This window comes from Clostridium beijerinckii (assembly GCA_003129525.1).
Taxonomy (GTDB): Bacteria; Bacillota; Clostridia; order Clostridiales; family Clostridiaceae; genus Clostridium; species Clostridium beijerinckii_D.
In genome coordinates this window covers 3,668,436-3,694,289 of the sequence record CP029329.1, presented here as the reverse complement: position 1 = coordinate 3,694,289, position 25,854 = coordinate 3,668,436, and the positions used below count along the sequence as shown (strand labels likewise).

Here is a 25,854-nt window from a genome sequence, read left to right as displayed (position 1 = left end):
ATTTATAATGCATAAAAAAAATAACTTTGCTAAAGAAAATCTCTATGATTTAAAAACATTTACCAAGTCTGACAAAACCATGAGAAAGTTCATAGCTAATGCTATAAGTGTGCTTTTAATTTTATATTTAATAATAATTGCTATAGGAAGTATTATTTTAAATATAAAATTTGATGAGTTAGTTATTACGATGTCTATAATATCTGTTGTAGTAGCATACTTTATTGCTAGACAGATGATATATTTTCGCTTAATTAAATATTTTAAGAAATTGAATAATCATTTAGTAGAAATTAACGAAGACCGTATAGAATTTATTTCTAAGAATGATATAACAAAACTAAACAGAAGTGATATTAGAGCTATATATTCATTAAAGCATACATTTTTTATTATTACAGAAGGTTATTGTAGAAATGAGGAAAAGAAAAATATATATTTTGCCGCTGCTATTTCAAAATTAATATTTAATTCAGACGAAGAGTATAACACTTTTTTTAATAGTTTGGAAAAAGATAAACTAAAGGAATTAAGTTAAATCAATAATTAATAAATAGAGTAAGCATTTTTTATAAATCCTTACTCTATTTATTTTGTGTGAAAATTAATAGCAACTTTAGCCCTTCGGACTTCAGTAGTACCCCAAGGAGAATAAAAACTTCAATAACAAAAGAAAAGGAGCCGAGTAGTTATGAATTATAAAGCGAATGGATTTATTAAAGAAAATATTGATGATTTTAAAATATTTGCTGCAGATAATAGATTAATAAAAAAATTTTTAAATAATTTTTCATCTATAGTGTTAGCTATATATCTAATAATAATTTTTATAGGAAGTATTGTTTTAAATATAAAATTCAATGCGATAGTCATTGTGGTGTATGTAGTATCTGTTTTTATAGCATATATTATTTTTAGAAAATCAATATATCTTCGTTTAATTAGAGATTTTAAGAAATTAAACAATAATTTATTAGAAATAAATGAAGAAAGTATTGAATTTATTTCTAAAAATCAAACAATAAAACTAAATAGAAGTGATATTAAAGCTATATATTCATTAAAAAATACACTTTTTATTATTACGCAAGGTTATTATAGAAATGAACTAAAGAGGAAAGTATATTTTTTCTCTGCCATTCCAAAGTCAATATTTAATTCAGATGAAGATTACAACCTATTTTTTAACAGTTTAGACCCAAATAAGATAAAATAATAGTTTTTAATATTTAGGCTCTTAGCAACTAGAATTAGCCAATTTTAAATTTTAGTGTTCATTATTATATAAAAATAATAATTTAAATTACGAAAGAAGAGGAATTGAGTATTTATGAAATACAAAGCAAATGGATTTGTTAAAGAAAATATTGATGATTTGAAAGCATTTGGTCAGCTTAACAAGTTTATGAGAAAGTTTATAAACAACGGAACAACTGTGCTTTTAATTTTATATTTAATAGTAATTGCTATAGGAAGTGTTGTTTTAAATATAAAATTTGATGAGGCAGTTATTGCACTAGATGTAGTATCTGTTTTAGTTGCATACTTTATTTCTAAACAAGGAATATACTTTCGATTAATTAAATACTTTAAAAAATTAAATAGTTATTTATTAGAAATCAATGAAGAAAAAATTGAATTTATCTCTAATAATGAAATAACAAGAATAAGCAGAAGTAATATTAGGGCTATATATTCATTAAAGAATACACTTTTTATAATTACAGAAGATTATTTCAAGAATGAAAAAAAGAAGAAAGGATATCTGGTCGTTGCTATTCCAAAATCTATATTTAATTCTAATGAAGAGTGTAATATTTTTTTAGATAGCTTAGAAAAAGATAAACTAAAAGAATTAAATTAAAAATATAATTTATTATAGAGAAAGTAGGATTAGAATAAATGCATACTTTCTCTATTTTTTATAGAATAGATAAGTAATAAATCAAAGGGAATAAATGATTATATAAAAAGGAATTTCTACTGAATTCCCTATGTTTCCTATAGTAACTGGCATTGAAATTTCCCTTTGATAGCTGTTTGTTGTTTTCGTAGTATTTAAGGAGAAACGAAAGTATGACTAAAGCAACTAATAATTTAAAACAAGGTAAGCGTAAAAAAATTAACGGATAGATAAATATAAACCTTCATTGTTAAAATTAACATAGATTTTAACAATGGAGGTTTATTTACATGAATAATAATGAAAAGATAAATTGGAGAGAAATTGTTGCTACCTTTTCTTCTTACGAAGGAACGTTAGGAACTTTCTGCAATGCAAATCACATTACTAAAAGTCAATTTCATTACTATAAAAAGAAATTTAAGAATGAAGATAATAATTTACAGTTTCATGCAATTTCAATGAGAGAAGAAAAAGTAACAACTGAAATCACCGTAGTTCCAGCTGATAGACCTAATATAATAATAGAAATAGGAGCCACTAAAATATACGTACCGGCTAATGAAATAGCTGTTTTGAGCACTTTACTTAAGGATTTGATTACAAATGTTTAATCTTAATAAAGTTAATACAGTTTATCTTGCGTGTGGAATAACTGATTTGAGAAAAAGTATTGATGGACTAATCGTGATTGTGCAAACGCAGCTAAAACTGGATCCGTTTGAAAAATCCTTGTTTGTTTTTTGCAATAGGCAAATGAATAGAATTAAGATACTTCACTTTGATGAAGGATTCTGGCTGTACTATTTTCGACTTGAAAATAATAAATTGAAATGGCCGATGACTCCAGACGAAGCTCTTAAAATTAACAAAGAAGAATTGAAATGGCTGCTTATGGGATATGAAGTTAGAACTAAGTCTAAATTTAAGCCAATTGAAGTAAGAAATAGCTTTTAAAACAAATATCGCTGTAAACCCTTAATTTTGAACTTTTACAAGTTTCGGAATTGAGGGTTTTGTGGTAATATATGCCTATATTTGTTGTGAGGTATAGGGATGGATATTTTAGATTTAGAAAATCAACTTGATGAAAAAACAAAATTATTGATTTCTAAAATGGAAAAAGACATTGAATCAAAAGATAAAGAAATTGATGATTTAAAAAAGGAATTGGCTTTTCTTAAAGGACAGATCCTTAATAAAAACAGAAAAATTTTTGGACAATCTAGTGAACAAGTTGATTCGAGACAGCTCTCACTTTTTAATGATGCTGAAAAAAACAGTGATATTAAAATAGATGAGCCTTCCGTTGAAGAAATTACATATACAAGAAAAAAATCATCTTCTCATTTAGGAAAGAAAGATAATTTATCCGGCCTAGATAGAGTTACAATTGAGCATAAACTTACTGACTCTGAAACATTTTGCGATAAATGCGGGAATGTTCTAGTTATAATAGGTAAAAAATCAAAAGAAATTTTAAAATATAAGCCAGCAGAACTTTACATAGAAGAACATGTTTCATATACATATGCTTGCAAAAATTGCGAAGCGGATGCTGATAAAGCCAATATAATTTCTGCAAAAATGCCAAATACTTTCTTATATAAAAGTATGGCTTCAAATGAATTATTAGCTCATGTTGTTAGCATGAAATATCAATATGCAATGCCATTATATAGAATGGAATCATATTTTAAGATGATGAATGTTAATCTTTCAAGACAGACATTATCCAACTGGATAATAAGTTGTGCAAATGAACTTCAGCCTGTTTTTGATTATATGAAAGTGGAACTCTTAAGAAGAAATTATATCCATGCCGATGAAACCTATGTGAAGGTTATTGAAGAAAACGGAAAAGACTCCAACTCAAAAAGGTTCATGTGGCTATATCGCTCCGGAGGCATAGAGAACCACATAATTTTATATGATTATCAGAAAACAAGATCTGGCTCTTGTGCTGAAGAATTTCTTGAAGGTTTTTCTGGATATCTTCAAACAGATGGATATGATGGCTATAATAAAGTTAAGAATATAAAAAGACTATATTGTATGGCCCATATTCGAAGAAAATTCTTTGATATAATATCAACCTTAAACCCTGAAGCTCTAAAGCAGTCTCACGCATTAGAAGGGTTTAATTATTGTGAGCAACTTTATGAAGTTGAAAAGGATCTAAGGGAACAATATATATGTAGTGATGATTATTATGGTGATCGACATGCAATAAGGCTCAAGAGATCTTCACCCATTCTTAGTAAATTTCAAGAATATGTAGATAATGAAATTGTTAATGCGCTTCCTAAAAGTCCTTTAGGTAAAGCTCTTGCATATGCTCAAAAGTTGTTGCCATATATGAGAACTTTCTTGACAAATGGATGTCTTGAAATTGATAATAATGCAGCTGAAAGAGCTATAAAACCATTTGTAATTGGCAGAAAAAACTGGATGTTTTCCAAGACAGTAAAAGGCGCAAAATCAAGTGCAGTACTTTATAGTATTACCGAAACGGCTAAAGCCAATGGCTTAGCAGTGGAAAAGTATTTAGTATATTTATTCGAAATGTTTGCAAATTCAGAAGTTAAGGAAAAGGACATACTAGAAAAATGTATGCCATGGTCTGAAAGCATTCCAGATGAACTGCGCGTTAAGACTACCAAATAATTATTTCTATATAAAATTGTACCCAACAGAGAATATAAGTTTTTCTGTTGGGTTTATTTTATCACTTAAATTATGCTACCGCTACGCGTCGATTCATTGACGCTTACAAAACAAGAGATAAAAACTCAAAATAGAAACTCAGAGAGATTTAACTAGGATTGAAAATGATGAGAAGATTGCAGAAAGGTCAGAGAAAGATCAGAGCACCGTGACAGCGAGGATGGAAACTAATAGAGGAATATTATTACTACTTCTTTTATGAGGGTGAAATGGCTACTGGTTGGCAAAGTCTAGATGATGTATCATACTATTTTTATCAAGAAACAGACGTTGGCCACAAAGAAGGAAGCATGGCAGCTAACACTATTGTAGAAAGTTATGTACTAGATAAAAATGGTAAAATGATAGATACATTAGCAAGCGCGTTGTTAGGATTAAGTGGGACGATCGGAATTTTTCATAATTCTATTATTTCTTTCATTAGCTTCAATTTTGAAAAAGCATTACCAATATTTCTATCTCCTTCAATACAAGTATCAGGAAAAGTTTCTTTAGAGCAAAGCATATATAATGCAGCAGGAAATTTAAACCTTAGTGTAGGTTCTGCAAATGAATTATCTAGTGAAATAACTAATGGATTAAATTCAGCAAATATAACATTTGATTTTACTGCACAAAATATAGCAGATAGTATAAGTTCAATTGGAGCATCAGCACAAGTAAATGATAATGTAAAATATAAAATTGACTATGAGATAGATACAGTAAAAGTGACTTTTGAATACCTTACAACATATAAAGAAGTTACAATATATCAAGATATTATTTTAAATATTAAGAAAGATGATATTAATAGGGGGGATTCATCTGTACCACTAGAGGCAGAACCCGCTACGGTAACTGAAATAAATGGATTGAGAAAATTAGTTTTATATAGTATTGGTGCTGGAATAGTTATAATTATAGGAATATATTTACCAGAATTATTCGCGGCCGGTGCATTAAAACTTATAGCAATTAGTAGTAGATCCGTTTAAATTTTATTGTATATAAATTACAAAAGAAAAGGAGTCAAGTGATTATGCAGTATAAGGCAAGAGGCTTTATGAAAGAAAATATTAATGATTTGAAAAAATTTAGTCAAAATAATAGGCTTATAAGAAAAATTATCAGTAACACAGCGATTATACTTCTAATTTTATATTTAATAATAATTGCTGTAGGAAGTGTCATTCTAGATATAAAATTTGATGAATTAGTGATAATGGATATAATATCGGCTGTAATACTATATTTTATTTTAAGAAAGGTGTTATTCTTTAGGTTAATTAAGGATTTTAAAAAATTAAATAATAATTTATTAGAAATTAGTAAAGAAAGCATTGAATTTATTTCTAATAATCAAAAAACAAGACTAAATAGAAATAATATTAGAGATATTTATTCTTTACCCAATACACTTTTTATTGTTAAAGAAGGTTATTATAGAAATGAAAAAAAGAGGACAGTATATTTTGTTTCCGCCATTCCAAAATCAACGTTTAATTCTGATGAAGAATATAACACTTTCTTTAGTAGTTTGGAAAAGGATAAACTAAAAGAATTAAGTTAAATCAATAATTACTAGATAGAGTAAGTATTTTATTAATTCTTACTCTATTTATTTTGTGCCCCTTTGTTTTAAGTAAATAAGAAAATTTAGTAACAAGCTTTGTTGCAAATAATAACACAGATTATATAATAAAAGTTCATTCAAAATGGAAATAAAAAAGAAATATCTTATTATTACTTATTTATAATTTTATGAACCAACCTTGTTGAGTAGTTAAATATTTTGCCTATATGCCTTATAGATTTCCTCTGAAGTCTATACATTTTAATAGTTTATTTTTCATGGAGTGCAAATTTTAAAGGCGTGTTGCCTGAAGAATTTTAAGTTTTTCTTGTGAAAAGTGTGAAAGAGTTATGAGATCTAAAGAATATACAGAAGTATATGAGAAAACTATTAATCAAAAAAAGCGTAAGTAGTATAACGCGGTTATAAATTTATAACATAATAAATTGGTAGTTATAAAACTAATCCACCACCCCAAAAGAGGTAGGTCATCAGCATATAGGAGTTTTCCGACAAGGTTCAACATCTTATATACTAAAAGCTATTATGCATTAGACCAGTCCTTTGTTTGCGCACCCGATGGGGCGTAGAAGGCATGCACACTTCGATAAATAAGTCGTTGTTGCGTAAATGTCCAAGCTAAAATACTAAGGCCATGAATTTTTATGGTCTTTTTGTATTTACAAAGATTTTGAAAGATAAAGGTTTATCCCTTAATTTCAGCTTTGACACTTCGGGAAACGTTATTTAGCAAAATGTACATGCCTTCTTTCTTGCAATATGGTTTATGATTTTTAAAATACGAATGGTGTTAATATGGCATATGAAGCTTCTGTTAATGGAGATAATGCTGCAGATGAAAAGAATTTAGTTATATTTAAGATAGGGCAAGGAAAGTTAATGTTTTTATTCACAATGAGGATTCACTAAATGTGCTTTTTAAATTCTAACTCCAGAAAGAGTCAATGCGTAATAACAAGGAGCTTTTGCTCCATTGTTATTACATTGACACTTTCTTAAGAGGATGCTCTAAGTGTAGTGAGTGGATTAAAGGCTGCGCCTTAAATCCAATGAACTATAAGAAGATTATGCAAAAGAAATTATATTGTATATTATGGAGAAGTCTATTTGGTTTAATCTATAATTTTGGTAATGTGATGCATGCGCATAAAAGAAAGGCGCCTTGGACTTGCCCTCACCAGTATGGAATAAAGTTTATTGGAAGGCGAGGGCAGGTCCACAATGTATATGCTTACCTGCTAGTCCTTATTAGTAATGGCGTTATTTCCGCTTAAGAAATCCAATCACTAAAAATAATAGAAATAAATTTAAAGAAGTAATTATTTTTAGTGATACGATTTCTTGCGCTTCAATAACACTCATTAATAATAATGACAGACAGAAAAGAATGCACATTGACGGCGCAATTGATATGAGAATAAATCGTATAATTATTAAAATTTATATAAAATAGAAATAAAAGCAAATATGATGACATTATTTTCAAAAAAGTAATATAATATAGGTAAAAAGAAAAAAATTAAAAAAATTAGAAATATTAAGTATTTATGAAAGGATGAGGTTTATGGCATTCATAAAAAGAAAAACTGAGACAACCAACTTTAAAACACCACAAGAAATGTATTCGGATTACAAGAATAGAAAAATTAAAGGCATTATAAATTACCAATCAGAAGTAATTGATAATTATATGAGTGAGGGTTACAATGATGAAAATGTTGCATTAGAATTACCAACAGGTAGTGGTAAAACATTAATTGGATTAGTAATTGGAGAATTTAGAAGACGAAAAAATAAGGAAAAGGTAGTCTATTTATGTCCTAACAAACAACTTGTCAATCAAGTAGTTGAGCAAGCCACATCAAAATATGGAATTAAAACTATTGCCCTTACTGGAAAACAGAAATATTATGATCCAATAGAAAGTTCAAAATATATTCGTGCAGAATGCATTGCTATAACAACTTATAGTGCATTGTTCAATAATAATTCATTTTTTAAAAATGCAGACATAATAATTTTCGACGATGCACATTCAGCAGAGGATTTTATAGCATCCAACTGGAGTGTAGAAATAAAAAATGACAATGATAATCACATATTATTTAGCATGTTAGTTGAAAGCCTTAAAGATATATTAGAGCCTTCAACATATTGCAAAATGGCAGAGGATTATTACATAGAGGATCAAATAGAATGGTGCGATAAAATTCCTAATACAAAAATACTTGAGAAAATAGAAGAACTCAAAACTATAATTGATGAAAATATTAGCGGAAACAATAAATATTCTTGGGCCAATATTAGAGATAAACTGCATATATGTAACTTTTATATTAATAGTTATACAATTGTGATAAGACCATATATACCACCTACATTAACTAATCCCGGTTTCAAAAATGCAAAACAAAGAATTTATATGTCAGCAACATTAGGAATAAGTGGTGAACTTGAAAGAGCTATTGGAATTTCTGAAATAAAAAAATTGGCAATGGTAAATGGATGGGATAAAAAAGCTATGGGAAGAAGATTCTTTATATTTCCAAGTGCGTCTATTAGAGATGAAGATATGAATGAACTTTTAATTAAAATGGTCAATTATGTGGATAGAACATTAATATTAGTAAAAAACGATTCAAAGGTTAAAGAATTAACTGAATTTTTTCAAAAAGAAACACAAAATACTGTTTTTTTAAGCAAAGACATTGAAAAAACAAAAGAAAACTTTACAATGTCTCCTCATGGTATTGCAATATTAGCCAATAGATATGATGGAATAGATTTAGCAGAGGAAGAATGTAGATTATTGATTATTTATAATGTCCCTAAGTCAATAGGATTACAAGAGCAGTTTATTACAAAAAGAATGGCATCTTCAGTGCTATTTAATGAAAGGATAAAAACTAGGTTAATTCAAGCAATTGGAAGATGTACAAGGAATGATATAGACTATTCTGCAGTGTGTATAATTGGACAAGATATTATAAATGAATTATTCTCTATGAATAAAGTAAATGAATTTAATCCAGAGCTACAAGCTGAAATTCAATGTGGATATAGTCAGTACGAAACATACAAAACTCCTGATGATATAATAGAGAATTTAAATATATTTTTAAGTCAAGATGATGAGTGGGAAAGTGTAAATCAAGGAATAGTTCAGGATAGAGATGAACTTATAAAAAGTAATTATGGAAATGAGAAAAATGAGAGTTTAGTGTCCTTAATGGAGTCGGCAAAATATGAAGTTAAATATCAATATGCAATTTGGAGAGAAGATTATGAAAAAGCTTTAGGGTATATTGAAAATATACTGAATTGTTTAAAAGAAAGTGAATTAAAAGGTTATAGAGGTTTTTGGTATTATACTGCAGGTTGTGTATCTTACATACTTTTTAAGCAAGGGAAAAAATCATATAAAGATATGGCAAACAAATATTTTAACAACGCAGCTGCTTGTTCAGATTCAATTACTTGGTTTAGGAAATTAATATCTAAGGATAACTTATCACATAATGAAGAAACAAATGATTATTCAGCAGATGCTATTGAAAGAATAGAAGAAGAAATATATAAATATGGAACTACAAGCAATGTGAAGTTTGAAAGACAAATATCCAAAATTATGAACCTATTAAATGATAAAGGTATAAAATTTGAACAAGGGTATGAAATGTTGGGAAATTTATTAGGATATATTGCAAGCAATAGTTCTGAAGATGGAGCACCAGATCCATGGTGGATAATAAATGAAAATATTTGCATAGTTTGTGAAATGAAAATATATGAATCATGTGAAAAAGCTATTCCGCTTAAAGACATAAGAGAAGCCAGAACGCATGCAGATTGGATTAGACAAAAAGTCAAAATGTTAAAGGAAGATGCTGAAATAATAACTATATTTATAACAAATTCTAATTCAATAGAACCATCAGCAGCTAAATATGCAGATTCTCTTTATTATGTTAATAAGGACAAACTTCTTGATTGGTCGATGCATGCGGTTGCAGCAATAAGAAATATTAGAAGAAGTTTTAGTAGAAAAGGGAATCTTATATGGCGAGGAGAAGCGATAGAAATGTTAAAAAAAGAGGAAATTACTCCTCTAGATTTTTTAGAATTTATAAGTAATGAGAGAATGGATAACTTAGGGATAAAATAATAATACATTTATATAACTATAAGGTGGTACAGAAGTTTATAAGCATTCAATCTGTGATTGAGGCATTCTTTAGTTTTGGTGATTAAGACACAGTTTATCTAAAATAATGTTTTTTTAGAAAGCAATTATACCAATATAAAATAAATATTGTAAAGGGGATTGCGATCACTCACCCCTGTACAATATTTATTTTATATGGAGCTTAAGTATCTGTCCAAAAAACAACAGAGGCTTGTCCTATAATTTTAGTAGTTAATTCCGCAGTTTGTGGAATTAACTACTAAAATAATCCTGAAGAGGTCCTCTTCAGGATTATTTTATTTCAAGTTCAAGCTGTATTGGTCTTGTATCAAGATAATGTTTATATTCTATTTCATAGTATTGAATTAATTTTCTTCTGCCCGAGTATGGCAAAGTATTTACAAGTGAATCAAATTGAGCTTTTGATATAAAGCCTTTTTCCTTTATAAGCCATGTTGAAAATGTCATTCAATCAAACCCTTTCATGTATGTATTTTCATATAGGAGATGGGGAAAGCATATGCTGCTAATCCAATTCAGTTTGTAGGTGATTTAAGAAATATTGATATTTTTCGTGATAATATAAATCAGTTTTTTTACATTCTTCCTTTGATAAGATAGATAACCAGTCATTATAGTGTGCATATGAATTAAAAGTTTCTTTAGTAGTAAGCCATTTTGTAAATGAAAAATTTCTCATGCTTATTTAAATCCTTTCTAAATGTCTATATTATAATTATTGCCTAAAATACGAACTAATATTCGTAATAGTTTGTACTTATTTGTATATTTTTTAAAGCAATTTAAGTATAAGAATTTGGATTATTGGCTAGACTATTTGACATAGAAGGAGTGGAATAACAATGGAAAATAAAAAGAAAATTAAAAAAGCAAAACCTCCAACGAAACAGCTTCACGTGGAATGCGAAATTGAGTTGTATGAGGACTTTGAAGCATATTGTCATAGAAATGGAAAAGACGTAAGTAAGGCCATAAGAGGATATATGAAACTATGTATTGGAGAATAAATTATAAAAAATGAAAGTGCCTAAAAAGGTGCTTTTTTTATACATAAATAATGTCTAAAATTTCTATAAGTGGGCATAATAAAAATATGGGCGCGACTTGTTTCTAAGTGAAAATCTTAGACCAATTAACTGGTTAAATCCAGAAGTTGGAACTGTTATCGCAAGAAATTAAATGATAGAGTAACGTCTTGAAGGGTTTCCACTAATACTCCGATTAGCGTTTTGTTGGGTAAACAACAAAGGGTTAAAAGCTCGGTGAAGTCGGCTGAGAGCCACCGTAAGGTATAGTAATATACCACGAAATATGAACTAGAGGTAGTCAAGTGGTGATAGGTCGGGTGTCTATAAAATATCTATGGTTAGTATGCTACTAAAGTAGTTGACGAAGTTGGGAATGTACAGGTCTAAATTTTAAATAACTAGAAATGGATATAACACATATGTGTTGTAAGTGTGGATGAGTAAGATTCCATATTATGAAAATCCATATAATATTAAAGGTATTATCAAGCTTACAGGCTTACACTAACGACCTACGGATATATGCAAAGATAGCAATAACGGAACAAGGAAAACTTAGAATATTGAGGTTTTACTGCCGATGAAATATTGGTAAGGAAAAGAGCAATCTATAACTTACTTTAATCTAAGTGAGAGTGGTGGCATAAAGCTATAATAACCATTGTAATGATAGTTTAGCAATAGCCACTAGACAATTGTTATTTGACAATTAAATATTGAATGATTTCAAGGTTCGAGTAAGACTAAAAGATGTAATTCTGAAATTGTACTTGTACAAAAGGAGGAAATAACAGACTTGGAGGAACGCTTAAAATTAGAGAAAAGACAATCACTGAGAAATAATGAATACTACACAATGCAAGACATATTTGATAATTTGTATAATAAATCTTGTAACAACATAAAATTTAGAAATTTAGTGCAATACATAACATCAAAAAACAATATATTACTCGCATATAGGAACATCAAGAAAAATAAAGGTTCAACAACAGTTGGAACTGATAATATTGATATAAGCTATTTTAAGGATATGGAAACAGATAAATTTGTTGAACACATTCAAAAAAAATTAGCCAACTATATGCCCAAAAGTGTAAGGCGTGTTGAAATTCCTAAACCAAATGGTAAAACTAGACCTTTAGGAATACCATGTATAGAAGATAGAATTATTCAACAGTGTATTAAACAAGTCCTAGAACCCATATGTGAAGCTAAGTTTCATAAACACAATTATGGTTTTAGACCTAATAGATCAACAGACCATGCGATTGCTAGAAGTATGTTTTTAATGAATAAAAACAAATTACACTATGTAGTGGATATTGATATCAAAGGTTTCTTTGACAATGTTAATCATAGCAAGTTAAAAAAACAAATGTGGAACATGGGAATACAAGACAAAAACTTGATTAGTATAATCGGGAAAATATTAAAGTCTGAAATACAAGGAATAGGGATACCAGCTAAAGGAACTCCTCAAGGTGGAATAATTAGTCCGTTACTATCAAACATAGTACTAAATGAACTAGACTGGTGGATTAGCTCGCAATGGGAAACCTTCGAAGCCGAACATGAATATTCTAAGTCAAACCACAAGTATAGAGGATTAAGGTCATCTAAGCTAAAAGAAATATATTTAGTAAGATACGCAGATGACTTTAAAATCTTCTGTAGGGATTATAAAACTGCACAGAAAATCTATAATGCTACAAGATTATGGTTAAAAGAGAGACTTGATTTAGATATAAGTCCAGACAAATCTAAGATAACCAATCTAAGAAAGAATTATACAGAATTTTTAGGGTTTAAACTTATGGTTAAACCTAAAACAAATAAATATGTTTGTCAAAGCAGAATGTGCGATAAAGCTAAAAAGAACACTATTAACAAGCTTAAGGAACAAATAAAGAAAATCCAAAAGCAAGGAAGTAGTAAAGAAGTATCAATACTAAACGCAATGATATTAGGAAGTCACAATTATTATAATAGTGCAACTTATATATCGCTAGACTTTAGTGAAATAAATTTCTTAGTCACAAAAACCTTAGAAATACGTTTAAGGAGTTGGATGTCAGATAAGCCTAAATTTACAGAAACCTATAAACGCTTGTATGGAAATTACAATGGAAAAATCAGAACGATAAATGATATTACTATATTTCCAATCTACGGATGTAGAACAAAACCACCCATGAGCTTTAGTCAAGATATATGTAATTATACAGAACAAGGTAGGGATAAAATTCATAAAAATCTTAGAGGTTATAAACATTTAGTTGACTACCTATTAAGAATAGTAAATGAAAATAATACTGCTGAGTTTGATGATAATAGAATATCTCTAATTGCAGGACAACAAGGTAAATGTTATATAACAGGATTGGATTTAGAAATAGGTAATATGGAGTGTCACCACAAGAAACAGAAATGTAATGGTGGTACTGATGAGTATAAAAACCTAATTTGGATAAGTAGAGTAGCACATAAGCTAATCCATTGTACCAAACAAGAAATCATTGAAAAATATCTAGGTTTATTGTCCCTTGATGAAAAAGGGTTAAAACGTGTCAATTCTTTAAGACAGTTAGTAGGAAATTCAATTATTTAATTAAAAAAATAACATATTGTTGGAACGCCGTATGAGGTGAAAGTCTCACGTACGGTGTGAGCCAGGGGAAAAGATGGAGATAACTTCAAAGTCTTACCTATTGGTATGAGAAGAGGAACTAAAAAGAAAAGGTGGTCATAAAAGTGGAAAAGAGAAAATATGAATCAAAAATATTAATAGCAGAGTACAGAAACTCAAATGATAATGAAGAATTTAAGTTTTCAGAAACGGCTTATAGGTTAAAGGATGGCTCAATAATTATTGAGTATGCTGGTGCTCCTTTAAGTCTTTACGGTCTGAAATTAAGCTATAACAAGAATATAGGAAGGAAAGGAATATTTAGTGTTACTAATGATGATTATGAATTTTGGAAGTCATTTAGGTCAAGAATTGAGGATGCAAGTTTTATAGATTATGAAACCGAAAGAAATGAAGCTTTAGAAAAAGTTAGTGAAGAATATTATAAACAAGTAAATGCAGAACATGAAAATATATTAGAAAGCCTGTCATATGAGAAATTACCATATTAAAATACATAAGGGGAGAAATCCCCTAAAAATAAAGCAATAATAAGGACAAGCACTTCAGCACCAGTAACCCATGATGAAAGATAATAATACAAGGCTTATTAATAAATATCCAGAAACACTTAAAAAAACAGCATGTCCAACTGAGCAGCATAATATCACATAGATTTTTCATATTAACTTTACCCATTTATTTAAAATATAGGTCAAGACCAAAAGCGAAGCGTGTCTTGAGCTATATTTTAAATAAATGTACCATGATATATGAAAAAACTAAATAAGAGGGATTATCTAGAGTTTCTAAGAAGGGGGCGGTCTTGTACTGGCTTTTCGAATACCTATACATAATTTTAAATAGATAACAGCTCTGAAAATCGTATCATTAAAAATAATTTCCATGTAATATTTTTTATTATTTTTAGTGATTGGATTTTTAGAGCGGAAAAGCCATGAAGCTAAACATTAATGGAATGAACTTAAGCCAGTACAAGATAGAAATGCCCTCACAGTACTAATACTTTCTTATTCAATTGTGAGGGCATGTCTAAGCCCCCAAATCCATTGCCAGCTTGTCTGGCATACTATCTTCAATTTTACAATTTCCCCATACAAAGGACCACAATGTATCATGTACCATATTAAATAGAAATACTATCATCTGCACCAATGCGCCCCACCGGGAACCCAAACAATGGACTAGTCTAATGCGTACAGATTCTTAGTGAATAAAAGGCTCCGAGTATTGAGGAGACTTTTAGGCACTTAGAAGTCTGTAGCTGTATGACCTGTCCATTTTTGGGTGGTGGATTAAGGCGCCCAAATGATTATTAAATAAGACTTGTCCTTTAGAAAATGCGTATATAGGAAGACTACCTATACATATAGTAGAAGCAGCTTGGTAATGTTCTTATTTAACTATATACTCATAAACATAGTTAAATAAAAATTATGCATTCAGATGTGTAAAGTTTATATCTAGAGTGGCGCAGCCACAAGGAGCACGCAGTGCTCCTAATACAATTATTCCTTGCTGCCGCAGGCCACAGGATTATGGAAAAGTGCAAGCTATACTCATGATAATATTTTTAACGATTTAATGAATGGAATGGAAATAAAACATAATTAATAACATATAGCTTGTACTTTTCTTCCTTTGTCTGAGCGAAGCGAGTTAAGATTTTGTAATAGAAAAGATTTAATGCAGATAATTTATTGATGGCAATAATACATAAACACAATTATAAAATTATTCTAAATAATAAATAAGCTTGTCTATTACTTCCTTTGACTTGAAGGCGAAGCCTTGAAGTCACTAGCTGCACTACAAGTATCCTAGGAAGAAAGTAACAATGCAGAAGATTAAAGCGGAGCTTTAAGGTTATGCGGGTTGTTTCTTTCTGGTGTCTGGGTTTAGAAGTAAATTTGGAGCTTGGGGTAAGCAGGAAACATTAAAGTTCGAGCGATGGCGAGTTTATTCAAAATATATTAATTACTTCAAGCTGAAGATATAGAATGCGAAGAAGGAGCTTCATCTATTGTTATTTTGATTGTCGTAGATATATTTGGGCTTGAATAGTATTAATATCTTCCTTTAACATATGATACTTATTTATTGAAGATGAAAATGTATATGAAATAATTGTAAATATTGTTATAATATATTTTAATGATATAGAAAAATTATAATTTATTGTGATCTTATAAAGCAACCTCAAGTTGCGAAAATGCAAATTCAGGTTATTGGTCTGAAAATGAAAATAGATTTATAATAATAGCAAGCAATAACAAAGTGAGGTGCCCATATGAGTTTTGCTGAGAACTTAAAACAAAGCAGAAATGAAAAACATCTAACCCAAGAAAGGTTAGCGGAATTATTGGATGTCACGAGACAGGGTGTTTCTAAATGGGAGCAAGGCGTTGGATATCCCGAAACTGACAAACTGATAATATTGGCTAAGGTACTGAACACCTCGTTGGACTGGCTGTTTGAAACAGAACTTACAAATAAAGAAAAAGCAGATATTCAGTCTCCTATCTTGCCAGGTGTGGTGTCAGGACTTGAAGTATTCTCTTCTGCGGTAAACGCTTTGATGGAACAGAGCATGTCTAAAATCAATGATAAAGATTAACATGAGTAATCTCGCTGGTTGTTAATTATAATGAGCTTAAATATAAATATGGAGGTAATAATATGGAAAAATGTCTTAACTGTGGAAATAAATTCAATGTTTCAGACACGCGAATGGAATTTAATGATGCACTCGATGGGGAATACAATTATGACGAAGAAATCGGAGGATCACTATGCTTCGATTGTGCGATATATGACTATGATCCAGAATATGTATCAAATGGTAATTTAGGTAGAGCAATTCAAATGATGAATGGCGACGAAGACTATGACGATGACTTCGTAAAAAAATGGCTATAGCTATAAATTCCAATTTTATGTTGAGTATTATAAATTATAAATTTGTTGAGGTGAGTTTGTATGGGAATTCCTGTTGGGCATCCTTTTTTCGGTAATCAATATACCGATGGTGGTTACATAACCGGTACCTTTAAATATGTTCCTGAAAAAGCTGAAAAAGTTGTTGATTATTCTTCAACACTGGTTTTTGAGAACATTGATAAAGCTACTACCAAAATAGTCACAAGGCAGAAGCCAAAGAATCTAATTCCGAAAGAGCTCAATACCAAGGGTATTAATAAAAATGCATTAATCGCTGTCGGTATTGGCTTAGTTGCTACTGTAGGCGGGTACTTTGCTTATAAACACATAAGTAAAAAAAACAAAGTTAAAAAAGATGCTCTGCAATCCGTTGAATTGAGTCATGTAGGTACTTGTATACATTGTGGTGAACCTCTAAATGGATCGACATACGTTCCGGAAAGTGAAGCCAATAGCCAAAAGGCATACATTATTTGCAAAAATTGTGGAGAGCAAAACTTTGCATGGTATCCTGACGAAAATGACTCGTCTAACAAAGATTTTGAAAACCACAATGAATAAGAGCGCGTGAAAAATATGCAAAGCTGTAATTCGAAACTCTCAAATAATTAAAAGGAGGTAACAATATGGTATATTATGGGTGAGGTAAAGGTTGTGGGGTTGACATGGAATACATAGGTGACGGAGATTGGAAATGTACTACATGTGGTAGTGTTATTGCTTTTGGAAAACCCGATGAAGGAGACGATAATAATGGAGAAGCGCTTAGCTTATGGGATGCAGCAGATATCTATTTATCACGAGGTTTTGATGAGGATTACCGATTTGGCTACACACATGAGGAGCTAATGAAAGCACTTGCTAAATAGTAATTTGTATGGATAACTAGAATCAAGTGACATACTAATTGTTTCATACTTTCAATAAAAACAATAAATAAGAAAGGAGAAAATAAGAATATGGGAAAAAATAAATTACCTGCTGTAGATTTTTGCAAGATTTTAGATGACTTTGGAGAAGAGGCTGCAAGAGACACTTTAAACGATGTGAATGAAGGAAGGATAAGTGTAGAAACACTTGAAAAGTATCTTTATGATGACAATGAAACCAAAGAAGAATATGCTGAAAGAATTAAAAATGAATAAATAAAAATGGGATTGACCAATTCCCACGAATGACCGATAACACAATATATACTTGTTATCCACTAATGCCAGCTAATATAGGAAAATATGTAATTTTTCGATTTGCAGATTTGTTCGACAAATTACAATTTATCTTAGGGTGTATATTTGAATATAAAAAATCAAAATAATAAAATATGAATTTTTACAAATTTTAAGACGATAAACAATTAAAAAATGTTTATCGCCTTTTTTCAAGCAACCTTATGAGAATCGTCAGATCCATCAGTATCTATAACAACTCCAAGTTTTGTTGATATTATTGTATTTAATTTATTTATTGAACTTGATAAGCTATTAATTTGTTTTTCTAAGCGAATGAGCAAATAAGCCGCCACAGCCACTGCGAATCCATTATTAATTATTAAGTTAATTAATTCATTTAGCTCCATAATTTCATCACCTCCAATAAGGGATATATGAGCAAAAGTATGTTGTTTTATAAAAGCAATTAAAATATTCTTAATGTTGTAAATGAAAAATTTTAAATGGAATTGTATTGTTGACTGCCACCATTAATTATGTGCTCATAATAATGAGATATGGCCAAATCTACTATTGAACTTACATAAGTATTTAAATCAGGATGAATGCTCTTAAGCTCATTGATTTTTCTAACAGTGGAAGCCCTAAGCATGTAGGTCCTTTTAACATCCAAGAATTCTCCGTTAATAGGTGGTGCCATACCATTTACTATATGAGCTTTTCTATTATCTTCTAAGGAATTATTTTCGTTTAAAGTAATTTGATTATTTGAAACGGTTATATTATTGAATTTAACATTAGTATTTGACATAGATTTATTAATTGAAGCAGCAGATGAATTTATAGTTTGCTTATTATTAAAATCAATAAGATCATTAGTTATATTAGAAGAAGTATCAACATAGTTTTTATTTTCAGTATTAGTTGTAACATAAGGTTTGGTTTCACTTATATAATCATCATCAAATGAAAATGATGAAATACATTCTCCAGTTGCAATGGGTTCTGATGAAAATCCGCAAACATCTAGTTCCTCTTCAGCAGCAAAGTCATTTTGAGGTAGTGAATTTTGTTTTCTTCTTGCCATAAAATTCTCCTTTATTTATATTCTTACTTAGGATATATGGCTAAAAGCAGCATATTCTAATATGGTTTACCATAAATATTCTGTACCATATATATTCTGAAGAATATTACCATAGGAGAATATATATTCTAAACCATATTACCATAAATATTCTTCAGAATATGCGCCAAAAATGCTGGTTGAGAGGGTATCTATATAAAAATATTACCTAATTTAATGTTATGTTACAGTATAAAACATATATCCATAATAGCAGTTTATAAATTTTTAAAGCTGCAAATAAATTATTGGAGTGTGTTATAAAAATGATTAGAGATGAAATTAAGATTGGATCAGAAAAAGGAGAGTGCTTTGATAAAAAGCAAATAGCCTTAGCAATTAGAAATTCTACTTTCAGTGATGAACTTAGATGTTCTTTGTTAGAGGATAGAATACTTAATAAATGCATGGGATGCAGCTTAAAATATATTTGTGATGGGATCGATCAAGTGGTTGATAGTTATGTGGAGAAAACTACTGAGGTAGTGAATAATTTTAGTTTTGAATAATTAAGTGATGTATTAAAATTTTATAATCAAAATAACAGCTCCAAGGATAAAATTAACCTTGGAGCTGTTAGACTTTTATGTTTAATAATACAATGAGATATTACTAAGGATTTTCATTAAAATAGTTTTCTTTTTTAGAATAGCAGTAGAATAGCACATATCTTTTAAATAAGCATATTCCTTAACAGTATAATTTCTGTAGAATACATAATTTATAAGTTCAAGTTCCTCTTCATTTAAATTATTAAGGGCTAATTTTAAATCTTCATAGTCACACATTTCACATAATGAAGTTTCAGTAGAGATTTCAATGGCAGGAAAATCATTTTCAACATCATCATGTAAGCTTAATGCATCACTACCTTCAGTAGATCTTCTCGTTTTAATTCTTTTGATTGAATCTCCCATATTATTCTTAATGGCATTGGTGGCATAGGCAACGAATCTATGCTTTTCTAAGTTGTACATGGAAACAGATTTGAAAAGTGATTGATAACATTCCTGTATAAGATCATGTACGTTATACCCATCAATGAAAGTTCTTTTAGAAATATTATAAATTAATGGTCTAAATTCTATAGTTAATTTTTCTTTTGCTTTTTCATCATTATTTTTACATTTTGTAACTAAAGTTTCAATATAATTAAAATCCATATAAACCTCCCTCTCCAATATAAAAGTTATGAATTAAAGTGATTAATTTACATATATTGTGTTTGCTGTTAAATTTACCTCTACATATAGTATATATGGCTAAAATACATATAACTTAGATGTAAATGCAAAAAAATTAAAGATTATAGAGGGGATGCGTAAAAATGAGTAATTTTATAATTGCTGTAGGTCATACTGCAAGTGGGAACATTGGATGTGGGGTTATTGATAAGCTTGATGAGAGTAACTGCACCAGGAAGATTGGAGAGTTGCTTGCAGAATATTTAAAGGAGAAAGGCCAAGGAGTTAATTTACTTAGGGTAGATGAAAGTAATAGTTATAATTGTGAGGATTGCTATATTAGAGCAAATGAAGCTAATGAAATTGCAAAGACAATGGATGTAAAGTTATATGTTGAAATTCATATCAATTCAGGGGGAGGAACTGGTCCAGAGGTGTTGGTTACTGGAAAATCAGAAGTAGCAAATCAATATGCAGTGAAGGTAACTAATGCATTATCTAGATCTTTGAATTTATCTAATAGGGGAGTAAAAACAAGAAGTCTTATTGTGCTTAACAGAACAGATATTCCAGCAATTTTAGTTGAATGCTTATTTGCTGATAGTGATGATGTATATAAATATAATGCAGAAGTTATTGCAAGAGCTATTGTTAGTGGATTAGTTGGAGCTGATGGTTCTAGTGATGGAGAATGGAAATATGGTTGGAATCTCAATGATGTTGGATGGTGGTATTCAACTGATCATATAAATAAATATTACTATACATCACAGAATTGTTGGCAGAAGATTGATGGGGAATGGTATATCTTTGATAATACGGGATATGCGTTAGAGGAGGCTTGGCATTATGATAGTAGTGATGGAAATTGGTATTATTTAGATGAAAGTTGCAAAATGGTTAGGGGGACTGAGAAGAAGCCATTGTGGTTATGGATAGATGGGGATTGTTATTGCTTTAATGAACATGGAGTTATGTATTGTGATTGTGTTACTCCTGATGGGTTTAAAGTTAATGGGGGTGGGGTTTGTGTTATTTGAGATATTAATATTTAAGAGTAATTATAAATCTAGGTTGAGGTATATATAGTTAGATTCAAAAGTAGGATAAAAGTCATTCAATTCCAAATGGATAGAATACGTTTTATTAGGTAGTAAATTACGCAAGATATTATCAGATTTTCAAATAATCAAAGATTAATTAAATATAAGTATTTTCAGGGTTTAAATATTTTGCCCAAACGTGTAAAATAATGTTATGGTAATATAGGAAAATGTAACCAAATGAATTGGGAGATGGATTTTAATGCGGCAACCTAAAATATTAGATAATAAGCAATTTGGCAAAGTTGGAGAAGAATTAAGAGATAATATTAAAAGTGATTCGAAATTATCCATAATATCATCATATTTTACTATTTTTGCATATAAGGAACTAAGTAAAGAATTAAAGAAGATTGATGGTTTAAGATTTTTATTTACTGAGCCAACGTTTGTTAATCAAAGTAAAGAAATAATAAGGGAATATTTTATAGACAAAACATCAGAAAAACGAATTGCAGGGAATGAATTTGAAATAAAGCTCCGAAATGAAATGAATCAATCCAGTATTGCAAAGGAATGTGCTGATTGGATAAAAGACAAAGTGGAGATTAAATCTCTAAGGAAACCAAATCCAGCACAGCAAAGACTTATATACATAGAAAACAAGGATGAAGGTATGTCTATAAATGGAACAGTAGATTTTACAAGTGATGGGTTAGGTTTTTCGCCATCTACTAGAATGGACATGAACACATGTATGTATGGAAAAGAATTTACTAATCAATTTTTAACAATGTTTAATAACATATGGGAAGATGAAACATTAGTTGAAGATGTCAGATCAGCAGTGTTAGAGCATATGAAAGCCATATATAAAGAAAATACTCCAGAGTTTATGTACTTTGTTACTTTATATAATATTTTTAACGAATATTTAGGTGAAATAACTGAAGAAAATATAGTTAAGACCAAAATAGGATTTAAAGATACTGAAATATGGAATAAGTTATATAAGTTCCAAAAAGATGGAGTTATTGGCGCTATTGATAAATTAGAAAAATATAGAGGGTGTATCTTAGCTGATTCAGTTGGTCTGGGAAAAACTTTTTCAGCTTTAGCTGTAATAAAGTATTATGAACTTAGAAATTATAGAGTATTAGTTTTAGCGCCTAAAAAGCTTAGGGAAAACTGGTCAATATATACATTAAATGATAAGAGAAATGTTTTAATTAAAGATAGATTTAATTATGATGTACTAAATCATACAGATTTAAGTAGAGATGAAGGATATTCAGGAGAAATAAATTTAAAAACTATAAATTGGAGCAATTATGATTTAGTGGTTATTGATGAATCACATAACTTTAGAAATAACAATGCTAGAAATGATAAAGTTACAAGATATTCAAAACTATTAAATGATGTTATAAAAAGTGGAGCAGAGACAAAAATATTAATGTTATCGGCTACTCCAGTTAATAATAAAATGAATGATTTAAAAAATCAAATTAATTTTATAACAGAAGGAATAGACAATGCATTCGAAGATGAAGGAATAGTAAGTGTTGAACAAACTTTAAGGAAAGCACAACTAATATTTAACAAATGGACAAACCTTGAAGAGGAAGAAAGATCATTAGATAGTTTTATGGAAATGATTAATATGGATTATTTCAAATTACTTGATACTGTAACAATAGCTAGATCAAGAAAACATATTGAAAAATATTATAATGTAGCTGAAATTGGTAAATTTCCTCAAAGATTAAAGCCTATTAATGAGAAAGCAAAAATTGATGAATCTGATGAATTTCCAAGTTTGGATTATGTAAATAAAGCAATTAGAAATTTGAACTTAAGTACATATTCACCGCTTAAATATGTACTTCCAGAAAAGAGAAGTGAGTATGATAAAAAATATGACACTTCTGTTAGAGGTGGACAATCTGTCTTCAGACAGGTAGACAGGGAAGAAAGTTTAGTTAGTTTAATGAGGGTAAACATATTAAAAAGAATGGAAAGCTCAATTAATTCTTTTGGAATAACAATAGCAAAACTTTTAAAGCAAATAGATTATACATTAGAGAAAATTGAGAAAAAGCAATTTGATTATGATACTTCACTAAATATAGAAGGTATTGAGATTGATGATCCGCTTTTAGAGGATTCACTTATAGGAAATAAAGTAAAGATATTAATACAAGATATGGATTTAATTAAATGGAAACAGGACTTAGAAGATGATAAAAGGAAATTGGAAGAACTTTTAATTGAAGCTCATAAGGTTGTAATTCATAGAGATGCTAAATTAAATACACTTAAAAATTTAATTGAAGAAAAAATAAATAACCCTATAAATCAAAACAATAGAAAGATAATAATATTTTCAGCTTTTGCAGATACAGCAAATTATCTATATGAAAGCATTGCCGCTTGGGCTAGTGAAAAATTCAAAGTGCATACTGCTCTAGTTACAGGATCAGGGGATAATAAATGTACCTTAAAAGGGGTTAATAAAAAGGATTTAAATGATGTGTTAACTAATTTTTCTCCAATATCAAAGGAAAGAGAAAAAGTTAATGCAGACATAAAAGAAGAAATAGATATATTAATAGCTACAGATTGTATTTCTGAAGGGCAAAATCTGCAAGATTGTGATTATTTAATTAATTATGATATTCATTGGAATCCAGTTAGAATAATTCAAAGATTTGGTAGAATAGATAGATTGGGTTCAAGAAATGATGTTATTCAATTGGTTAATTTTTGGCCAAACATGGAACTAGATGAATACATAAATCTTGAAGCAAGAGTAACTGGAAGAATGATGTTATTAGATATTTCTGCAACTGGAGAAGAGAACATAATAGATTCAAGTGGAAAATCAAAAATGAATGACCTTGAATATAGAAAGAATCAATTAAAGCAATTACAGGATGAAGTTGTGGATTTGGAGGATATTTCCGGTGGAATTTCTATAACTGACTTAACCATGAATGATTTTAAAATGGATTTAATGGAGTATATGAAAGCTCATAAAGAAGAATTAGAAAAAGCACCATTAGGCATGTATGCCGTAACAAAAACAGAAGATGAAGAACTAAAAAATCAAATAAAGCCTGGTGTTATATTTACATTAAAGCAAGTTAATGGTACTGCAAAACCAGAAGAAAGTAATTCATTTTATCCATATTATATGGTTTATATTTATGAGGATGGAACTGTTAAATATAACTATATTCATACAAAGAAGATATTGGATTTTTATAGAAAATTATGTTCTGGCAAAGGTGAAGTTTTAGATTATATAGTAGAAGAATTTAATTCAGAAACAAATAATGGTAAGGATATGAAGAAATACTCAAAACTTTTGGAGGATGCTGTTGATAATATTATTGGTAAAAAAGAAGAAAAGGGAGTAGCATCTCTATTTAGTAAAGGTGGGACAACTCTTCAAAAAAGTTTATTTAAAGGCATAGAGGATTTTGAATTAATATCATTTATTGTAATAAAGTAGGTGGACATATGGTTGATAAATTATATGAAGAAATGAAAATACCAGCAGAATGCAATGTTGGAAGTACAATATTTAAGAAACTTTTTTATGAAAATGGAACTATGGCAACTTCAGATAAGGATATGTTCACAAATGATATTGAGAAAATTATTTGGAAATATTCTTTTAAAAAGGAAAATTTGAATATTAAACCATTTAAAAATGAAGAGCTGGATTATGAAGAGATAGCTTTAATAGAAGTATCATTAGTTAAAGAATCAAAATACAAGAAAATATGCGAGATTATTCAAAAGATAATACCATATCCTTTGATAATAGTATTAACACATGAAGAAAAGGTATTAATAAACACAGCATATAAGAGAATAAATAAAGTTGATGAAAATAAAAACACAATTGATGATTTTGTTTATAGCAATTGGATAAGCATAGATAATTTAAAAGATAATGAGGTTTCCTTTTTAAATTCAATAGATATAAAGAAATTTTCTTTTATAAATATGTATAAGTTCTATTGCAGCTTTGTAGAAAAGCTAAATCTACTTAATGCTTCAAGTATTACAGGCGACTTTGAAGTTTTAAAAAATAAAGATATAGAAGAAGTTAATGAATTAAATAATCAATTAGAAAAGCTTAGCTGTGAAATAGATAAATTAAAAATTGATATAAATAAGGAACAACATTTTAACAAGAAAATGGATATTAATATAAAAATAAAAAAACTAGAATCAAAGAAAAATGGGATAATTGAAAATTTAAATTCTTAAGAGAAATAGAAATGGGG

Annotated in this window: 23 protein-coding genes and 1 pseudogene; 21 read left to right on the top strand and 3 right to left on the bottom strand. The window is 29.1% G+C overall.

Annotated elements, in window-relative coordinates:
* The first annotated feature begins 7 nt into the window (after positions 1–7).
* From DIC82_16625 to DIC82_16545, 17 genes and pseudogenes are all read left to right on the top strand, one after another.
* On the top strand, positions 8–538 hold the full coding sequence (locus DIC82_16625) for a hypothetical protein (GenBank protein AWK52521.1): 531 nt from the start codon (positions 8–10) through the stop codon (positions 536–538).
* 153 nt (positions 539–691) lie between these two features.
* Positions 692–1,216: a hypothetical protein gene (locus DIC82_16620; protein ID AWK52520.1), complete on the top strand. Its 525-nt coding sequence runs from the start codon at positions 692–694 to the stop codon at positions 1,214–1,216.
* A 114-nt stretch (positions 1,217–1,330) separates the two neighbouring features.
* Positions 1,331–1,864, top strand: a complete 534-nt coding sequence (locus DIC82_16615) for a hypothetical protein (protein AWK52519.1) — start codon at positions 1,331–1,333, stop codon at positions 1,862–1,864.
* A 329-nt stretch (positions 1,865–2,193) separates the two neighbouring features.
* Positions 2,194–2,517 carry a hypothetical protein gene (locus tag DIC82_16610; protein ID AWK52518.1) on the top strand — a complete coding sequence of 108 codons (324 nt, stop codon included), beginning with the start codon at positions 2,194–2,196 and terminating at the stop codon, positions 2,515–2,517.
* The gene (locus tag DIC82_16605) at positions 2,510–2,860 is read left to right on the top strand and encodes an IS66 family insertion sequence hypothetical protein (GenBank protein ID AWK52517.1); all 351 of its coding nucleotides are present in this window, start codon (positions 2,510–2,512) and stop codon (positions 2,858–2,860) included. The genes DIC82_16610 and DIC82_16605 overlap by 8 nt, the downstream gene beginning before the upstream one ends.
* 99 nt (positions 2,861–2,959) lie before the next feature.
* The gene (locus DIC82_16600) at positions 2,960–4,570 is read left to right on the top strand and encodes an IS66 family transposase (GenBank protein ID AWK52516.1); all 1,611 of its coding nucleotides are present in this window, start codon (positions 2,960–2,962) and stop codon (positions 4,568–4,570) included.
* 269 nt (positions 4,571–4,839) lie between these two features.
* A complete protein-coding gene (locus tag DIC82_16595) occupies positions 4,840–5,607 on the top strand; it encodes a hypothetical protein (protein AWK52515.1) in 768 nt (255 codons plus the stop codon).
* A 44-nt stretch (positions 5,608–5,651) separates the two neighbouring features.
* A complete protein-coding gene (locus DIC82_16590) occupies positions 5,652–6,182 on the top strand; it encodes a hypothetical protein (GenBank protein AWK52514.1) in 531 nt (176 codons plus the stop codon).
* A gap of 1,579 nt (positions 6,183–7,761) precedes the next feature.
* The gene (locus DIC82_16585; protein AWK52513.1) at positions 7,762–10,371 is read left to right on the top strand and encodes a hypothetical protein; all 2,610 of its coding nucleotides are present in this window, start codon (positions 7,762–7,764) and stop codon (positions 10,369–10,371) included.
* Between the two features lie 1,926 nt (positions 10,372–12,297).
* A complete protein-coding gene (ltrA, locus tag DIC82_16580) occupies positions 12,298–14,052 on the top strand; it encodes a group II intron reverse transcriptase/maturase (GenBank protein AWK53115.1) in 1,755 nt (584 codons plus the stop codon).
* Between the two features lie 19 nt (positions 14,053–14,071).
* Positions 14,072–14,152: pseudogene (locus DIC82_16575) on the top strand (peptidase P60).
* 43 nt (positions 14,153–14,195) lie between these two features.
* On the top strand, positions 14,196–14,582 hold the full coding sequence (locus DIC82_16570) for a hypothetical protein (protein ID AWK52512.1): 387 nt from the start codon (positions 14,196–14,198) through the stop codon (positions 14,580–14,582).
* A gap of 1,799 nt (positions 14,583–16,381) precedes the next feature.
* Positions 16,382–16,708, top strand: a complete 327-nt coding sequence (locus DIC82_16565) for a hypothetical protein (protein AWK52511.1) — start codon at positions 16,382–16,384, stop codon at positions 16,706–16,708.
* A gap of 62 nt (positions 16,709–16,770) precedes the next feature.
* Positions 16,771–17,010, top strand: a complete 240-nt coding sequence (locus DIC82_16560) for a hypothetical protein (protein ID AWK52510.1) — start codon at positions 16,771–16,773, stop codon at positions 17,008–17,010.
* Between the two features lie 60 nt (positions 17,011–17,070).
* Positions 17,071–17,592: a hypothetical protein gene (locus DIC82_16555; protein AWK52509.1), complete on the top strand. Its 522-nt coding sequence runs from the start codon at positions 17,071–17,073 to the stop codon at positions 17,590–17,592.
* Positions 17,593–17,696: 104 nt separating this feature from the next.
* Positions 17,697–17,900: a hypothetical protein gene (locus DIC82_16550; protein ID AWK52508.1), complete on the top strand. Its 204-nt coding sequence runs from the start codon at positions 17,697–17,699 to the stop codon at positions 17,898–17,900.
* Positions 17,901–17,990: 90 nt separating this feature from the next.
* Entirely contained in the window at positions 17,991–18,176 is a 186-nt protein-coding gene (locus DIC82_16545) for a hypothetical protein (protein AWK52507.1), read from the top strand.
* 233 nt (positions 18,177–18,409) lie between these two features.
* Here DIC82_16545 and DIC82_16540 read toward each other — a convergent pair whose 3' ends face one another.
* On the bottom strand, positions 18,410–18,607 hold the full coding sequence (locus DIC82_16540; protein AWK52506.1) for a hypothetical protein: 198 nt from the start codon (positions 18,605–18,607) through the stop codon (positions 18,410–18,412).
* Positions 18,608–18,699: 92 nt separating this feature from the next.
* Positions 18,700–19,287, bottom strand: coding sequence for a hypothetical protein (locus tag DIC82_16535; GenBank protein ID AWK52505.1), 588 nt, complete (start codon positions 19,285–19,287; stop codon positions 18,700–18,702).
* 305 nt (positions 19,288–19,592) lie between these two features.
* On the opposite strand from DIC82_16535, the gene DIC82_16530 reads away from it, so the two are divergent.
* Positions 19,593–19,835, top strand: coding sequence for a hypothetical protein (locus tag DIC82_16530; protein AWK52504.1), 243 nt, complete (start codon positions 19,593–19,595; stop codon positions 19,833–19,835).
* Between the two features lie 81 nt (positions 19,836–19,916).
* Here DIC82_16530 and DIC82_16525 read toward each other — a convergent pair whose 3' ends face one another.
* Positions 19,917–20,489 carry a sigma-70 family RNA polymerase sigma factor gene (locus tag DIC82_16525; protein AWK52503.1) on the bottom strand — a complete coding sequence of 191 codons (573 nt, stop codon included), beginning with the start codon at positions 20,487–20,489 and terminating at the stop codon, positions 19,917–19,919.
* 164 nt (positions 20,490–20,653) lie between these two features.
* Between DIC82_16525 and DIC82_16520 the strand changes: the two genes are divergently transcribed.
* The 3 genes from DIC82_16520 (at position 20,654) to DIC82_16510 (ending at position 25,837) form a co-directional block, all read left to right on the top strand.
* Entirely contained in the window at positions 20,654–21,550 is an 897-nt protein-coding gene (locus DIC82_16520; protein ID AWK52502.1) for an N-acetylmuramoyl-L-alanine amidase, read from the top strand.
* Between the two features lie 265 nt (positions 21,551–21,815).
* Positions 21,816–25,070, top strand: coding sequence for a helicase (locus DIC82_16515; GenBank protein AWK52501.1), 3,255 nt, complete (start codon positions 21,816–21,818; stop codon positions 25,068–25,070).
* 8 nt (positions 25,071–25,078) lie between these two features.
* Positions 25,079–25,837 (top strand): DUF4391 domain-containing protein, encoded by a 759-nt coding sequence (locus DIC82_16510; protein ID AWK52500.1) that lies wholly within the window; start codon positions 25,079–25,081, stop codon positions 25,835–25,837.
* The last annotated feature ends 17 nt before the right edge of the window (positions 25,838–25,854 follow it).

What these genes read in the sequence shown, in the direction of transcription:
- DIC82_16625 (AWK52521.1), top strand. Translation starts at nt 8, where the DNA reads ATGCATAAAAAAAATAACTTTGCTAAAGAAAATCTCTATGATTTAAAA.
- DIC82_16620 (AWK52520.1), top strand. Translation starts at nt 692, where the DNA reads ATGAATTATAAAGCGAATGGATTTATTAAAGAAAATATTGATGATTTT.
- DIC82_16615 (AWK52519.1), top strand. Translation starts at nt 1,331, where the DNA reads ATGAAATACAAAGCAAATGGATTTGTTAAAGAAAATATTGATGATTTG.
- DIC82_16610 (AWK52518.1), top strand. Translation starts at nt 2,194, where the DNA reads ATGAATAATAATGAAAAGATAAATTGGAGAGAAATTGTTGCTACCTTT.
- DIC82_16605 (AWK52517.1), top strand. Translation starts at nt 2,510, where the DNA reads ATGTTTAATCTTAATAAAGTTAATACAGTTTATCTTGCGTGTGGAATA.
- DIC82_16600 (AWK52516.1), top strand. Translation starts at nt 2,960, where the DNA reads ATGGATATTTTAGATTTAGAAAATCAACTTGATGAAAAAACAAAATTA.
- DIC82_16595 (AWK52515.1), top strand. Translation starts at nt 4,840, where the DNA reads ATGGCTACTGGTTGGCAAAGTCTAGATGATGTATCATACTATTTTTAT.
- DIC82_16590 (AWK52514.1), top strand. Translation starts at nt 5,652, where the DNA reads ATGCAGTATAAGGCAAGAGGCTTTATGAAAGAAAATATTAATGATTTG.
- DIC82_16585 (AWK52513.1), top strand. Translation starts at nt 7,762, where the DNA reads ATGAGGTTTATGGCATTCATAAAAAGAAAAACTGAGACAACCAACTTT.
- ltrA (AWK53115.1), top strand. Translation starts at nt 12,298, where the DNA reads ATGCAAGACATATTTGATAATTTGTATAATAAATCTTGTAACAACATA.
- DIC82_16565 (AWK52511.1), top strand. Translation starts at nt 16,382, where the DNA reads ATGAGTTTTGCTGAGAACTTAAAACAAAGCAGAAATGAAAAACATCTA.
- DIC82_16560 (AWK52510.1), top strand. Translation starts at nt 16,771, where the DNA reads ATGGAAAAATGTCTTAACTGTGGAAATAAATTCAATGTTTCAGACACG.
- DIC82_16555 (AWK52509.1), top strand. Translation starts at nt 17,071, where the DNA reads ATGGGAATTCCTGTTGGGCATCCTTTTTTCGGTAATCAATATACCGAT.
- DIC82_16550 (AWK52508.1), top strand. Translation starts at nt 17,697, where the DNA reads ATGGAATACATAGGTGACGGAGATTGGAAATGTACTACATGTGGTAGT.
- DIC82_16545 (AWK52507.1), top strand. Translation starts at nt 17,991, where the DNA reads ATGGGAAAAAATAAATTACCTGCTGTAGATTTTTGCAAGATTTTAGAT.
- DIC82_16540 (AWK52506.1), bottom strand. Translation starts at nt 18,607, where the DNA reads ATGGAGCTAAATGAATTAATTAACTTAATAATTAATAATGGATTCGCA.
- DIC82_16535 (AWK52505.1), bottom strand. Translation starts at nt 19,287, where the DNA reads ATGGCAAGAAGAAAACAAAATTCACTACCTCAAAATGACTTTGCTGCT.
- DIC82_16530 (AWK52504.1), top strand. Translation starts at nt 19,593, where the DNA reads ATGATTAGAGATGAAATTAAGATTGGATCAGAAAAAGGAGAGTGCTTT.
- DIC82_16525 (AWK52503.1), bottom strand. Translation starts at nt 20,489, where the DNA reads ATGGATTTTAATTATATTGAAACTTTAGTTACAAAATGTAAAAATAAT.
- DIC82_16520 (AWK52502.1), top strand. Translation starts at nt 20,654, where the DNA reads ATGAGTAATTTTATAATTGCTGTAGGTCATACTGCAAGTGGGAACATT.
- DIC82_16515 (AWK52501.1), top strand. Translation starts at nt 21,816, where the DNA reads ATGCGGCAACCTAAAATATTAGATAATAAGCAATTTGGCAAAGTTGGA.
- DIC82_16510 (AWK52500.1), top strand. Translation starts at nt 25,079, where the DNA reads ATGGTTGATAAATTATATGAAGAAATGAAAATACCAGCAGAATGCAAT.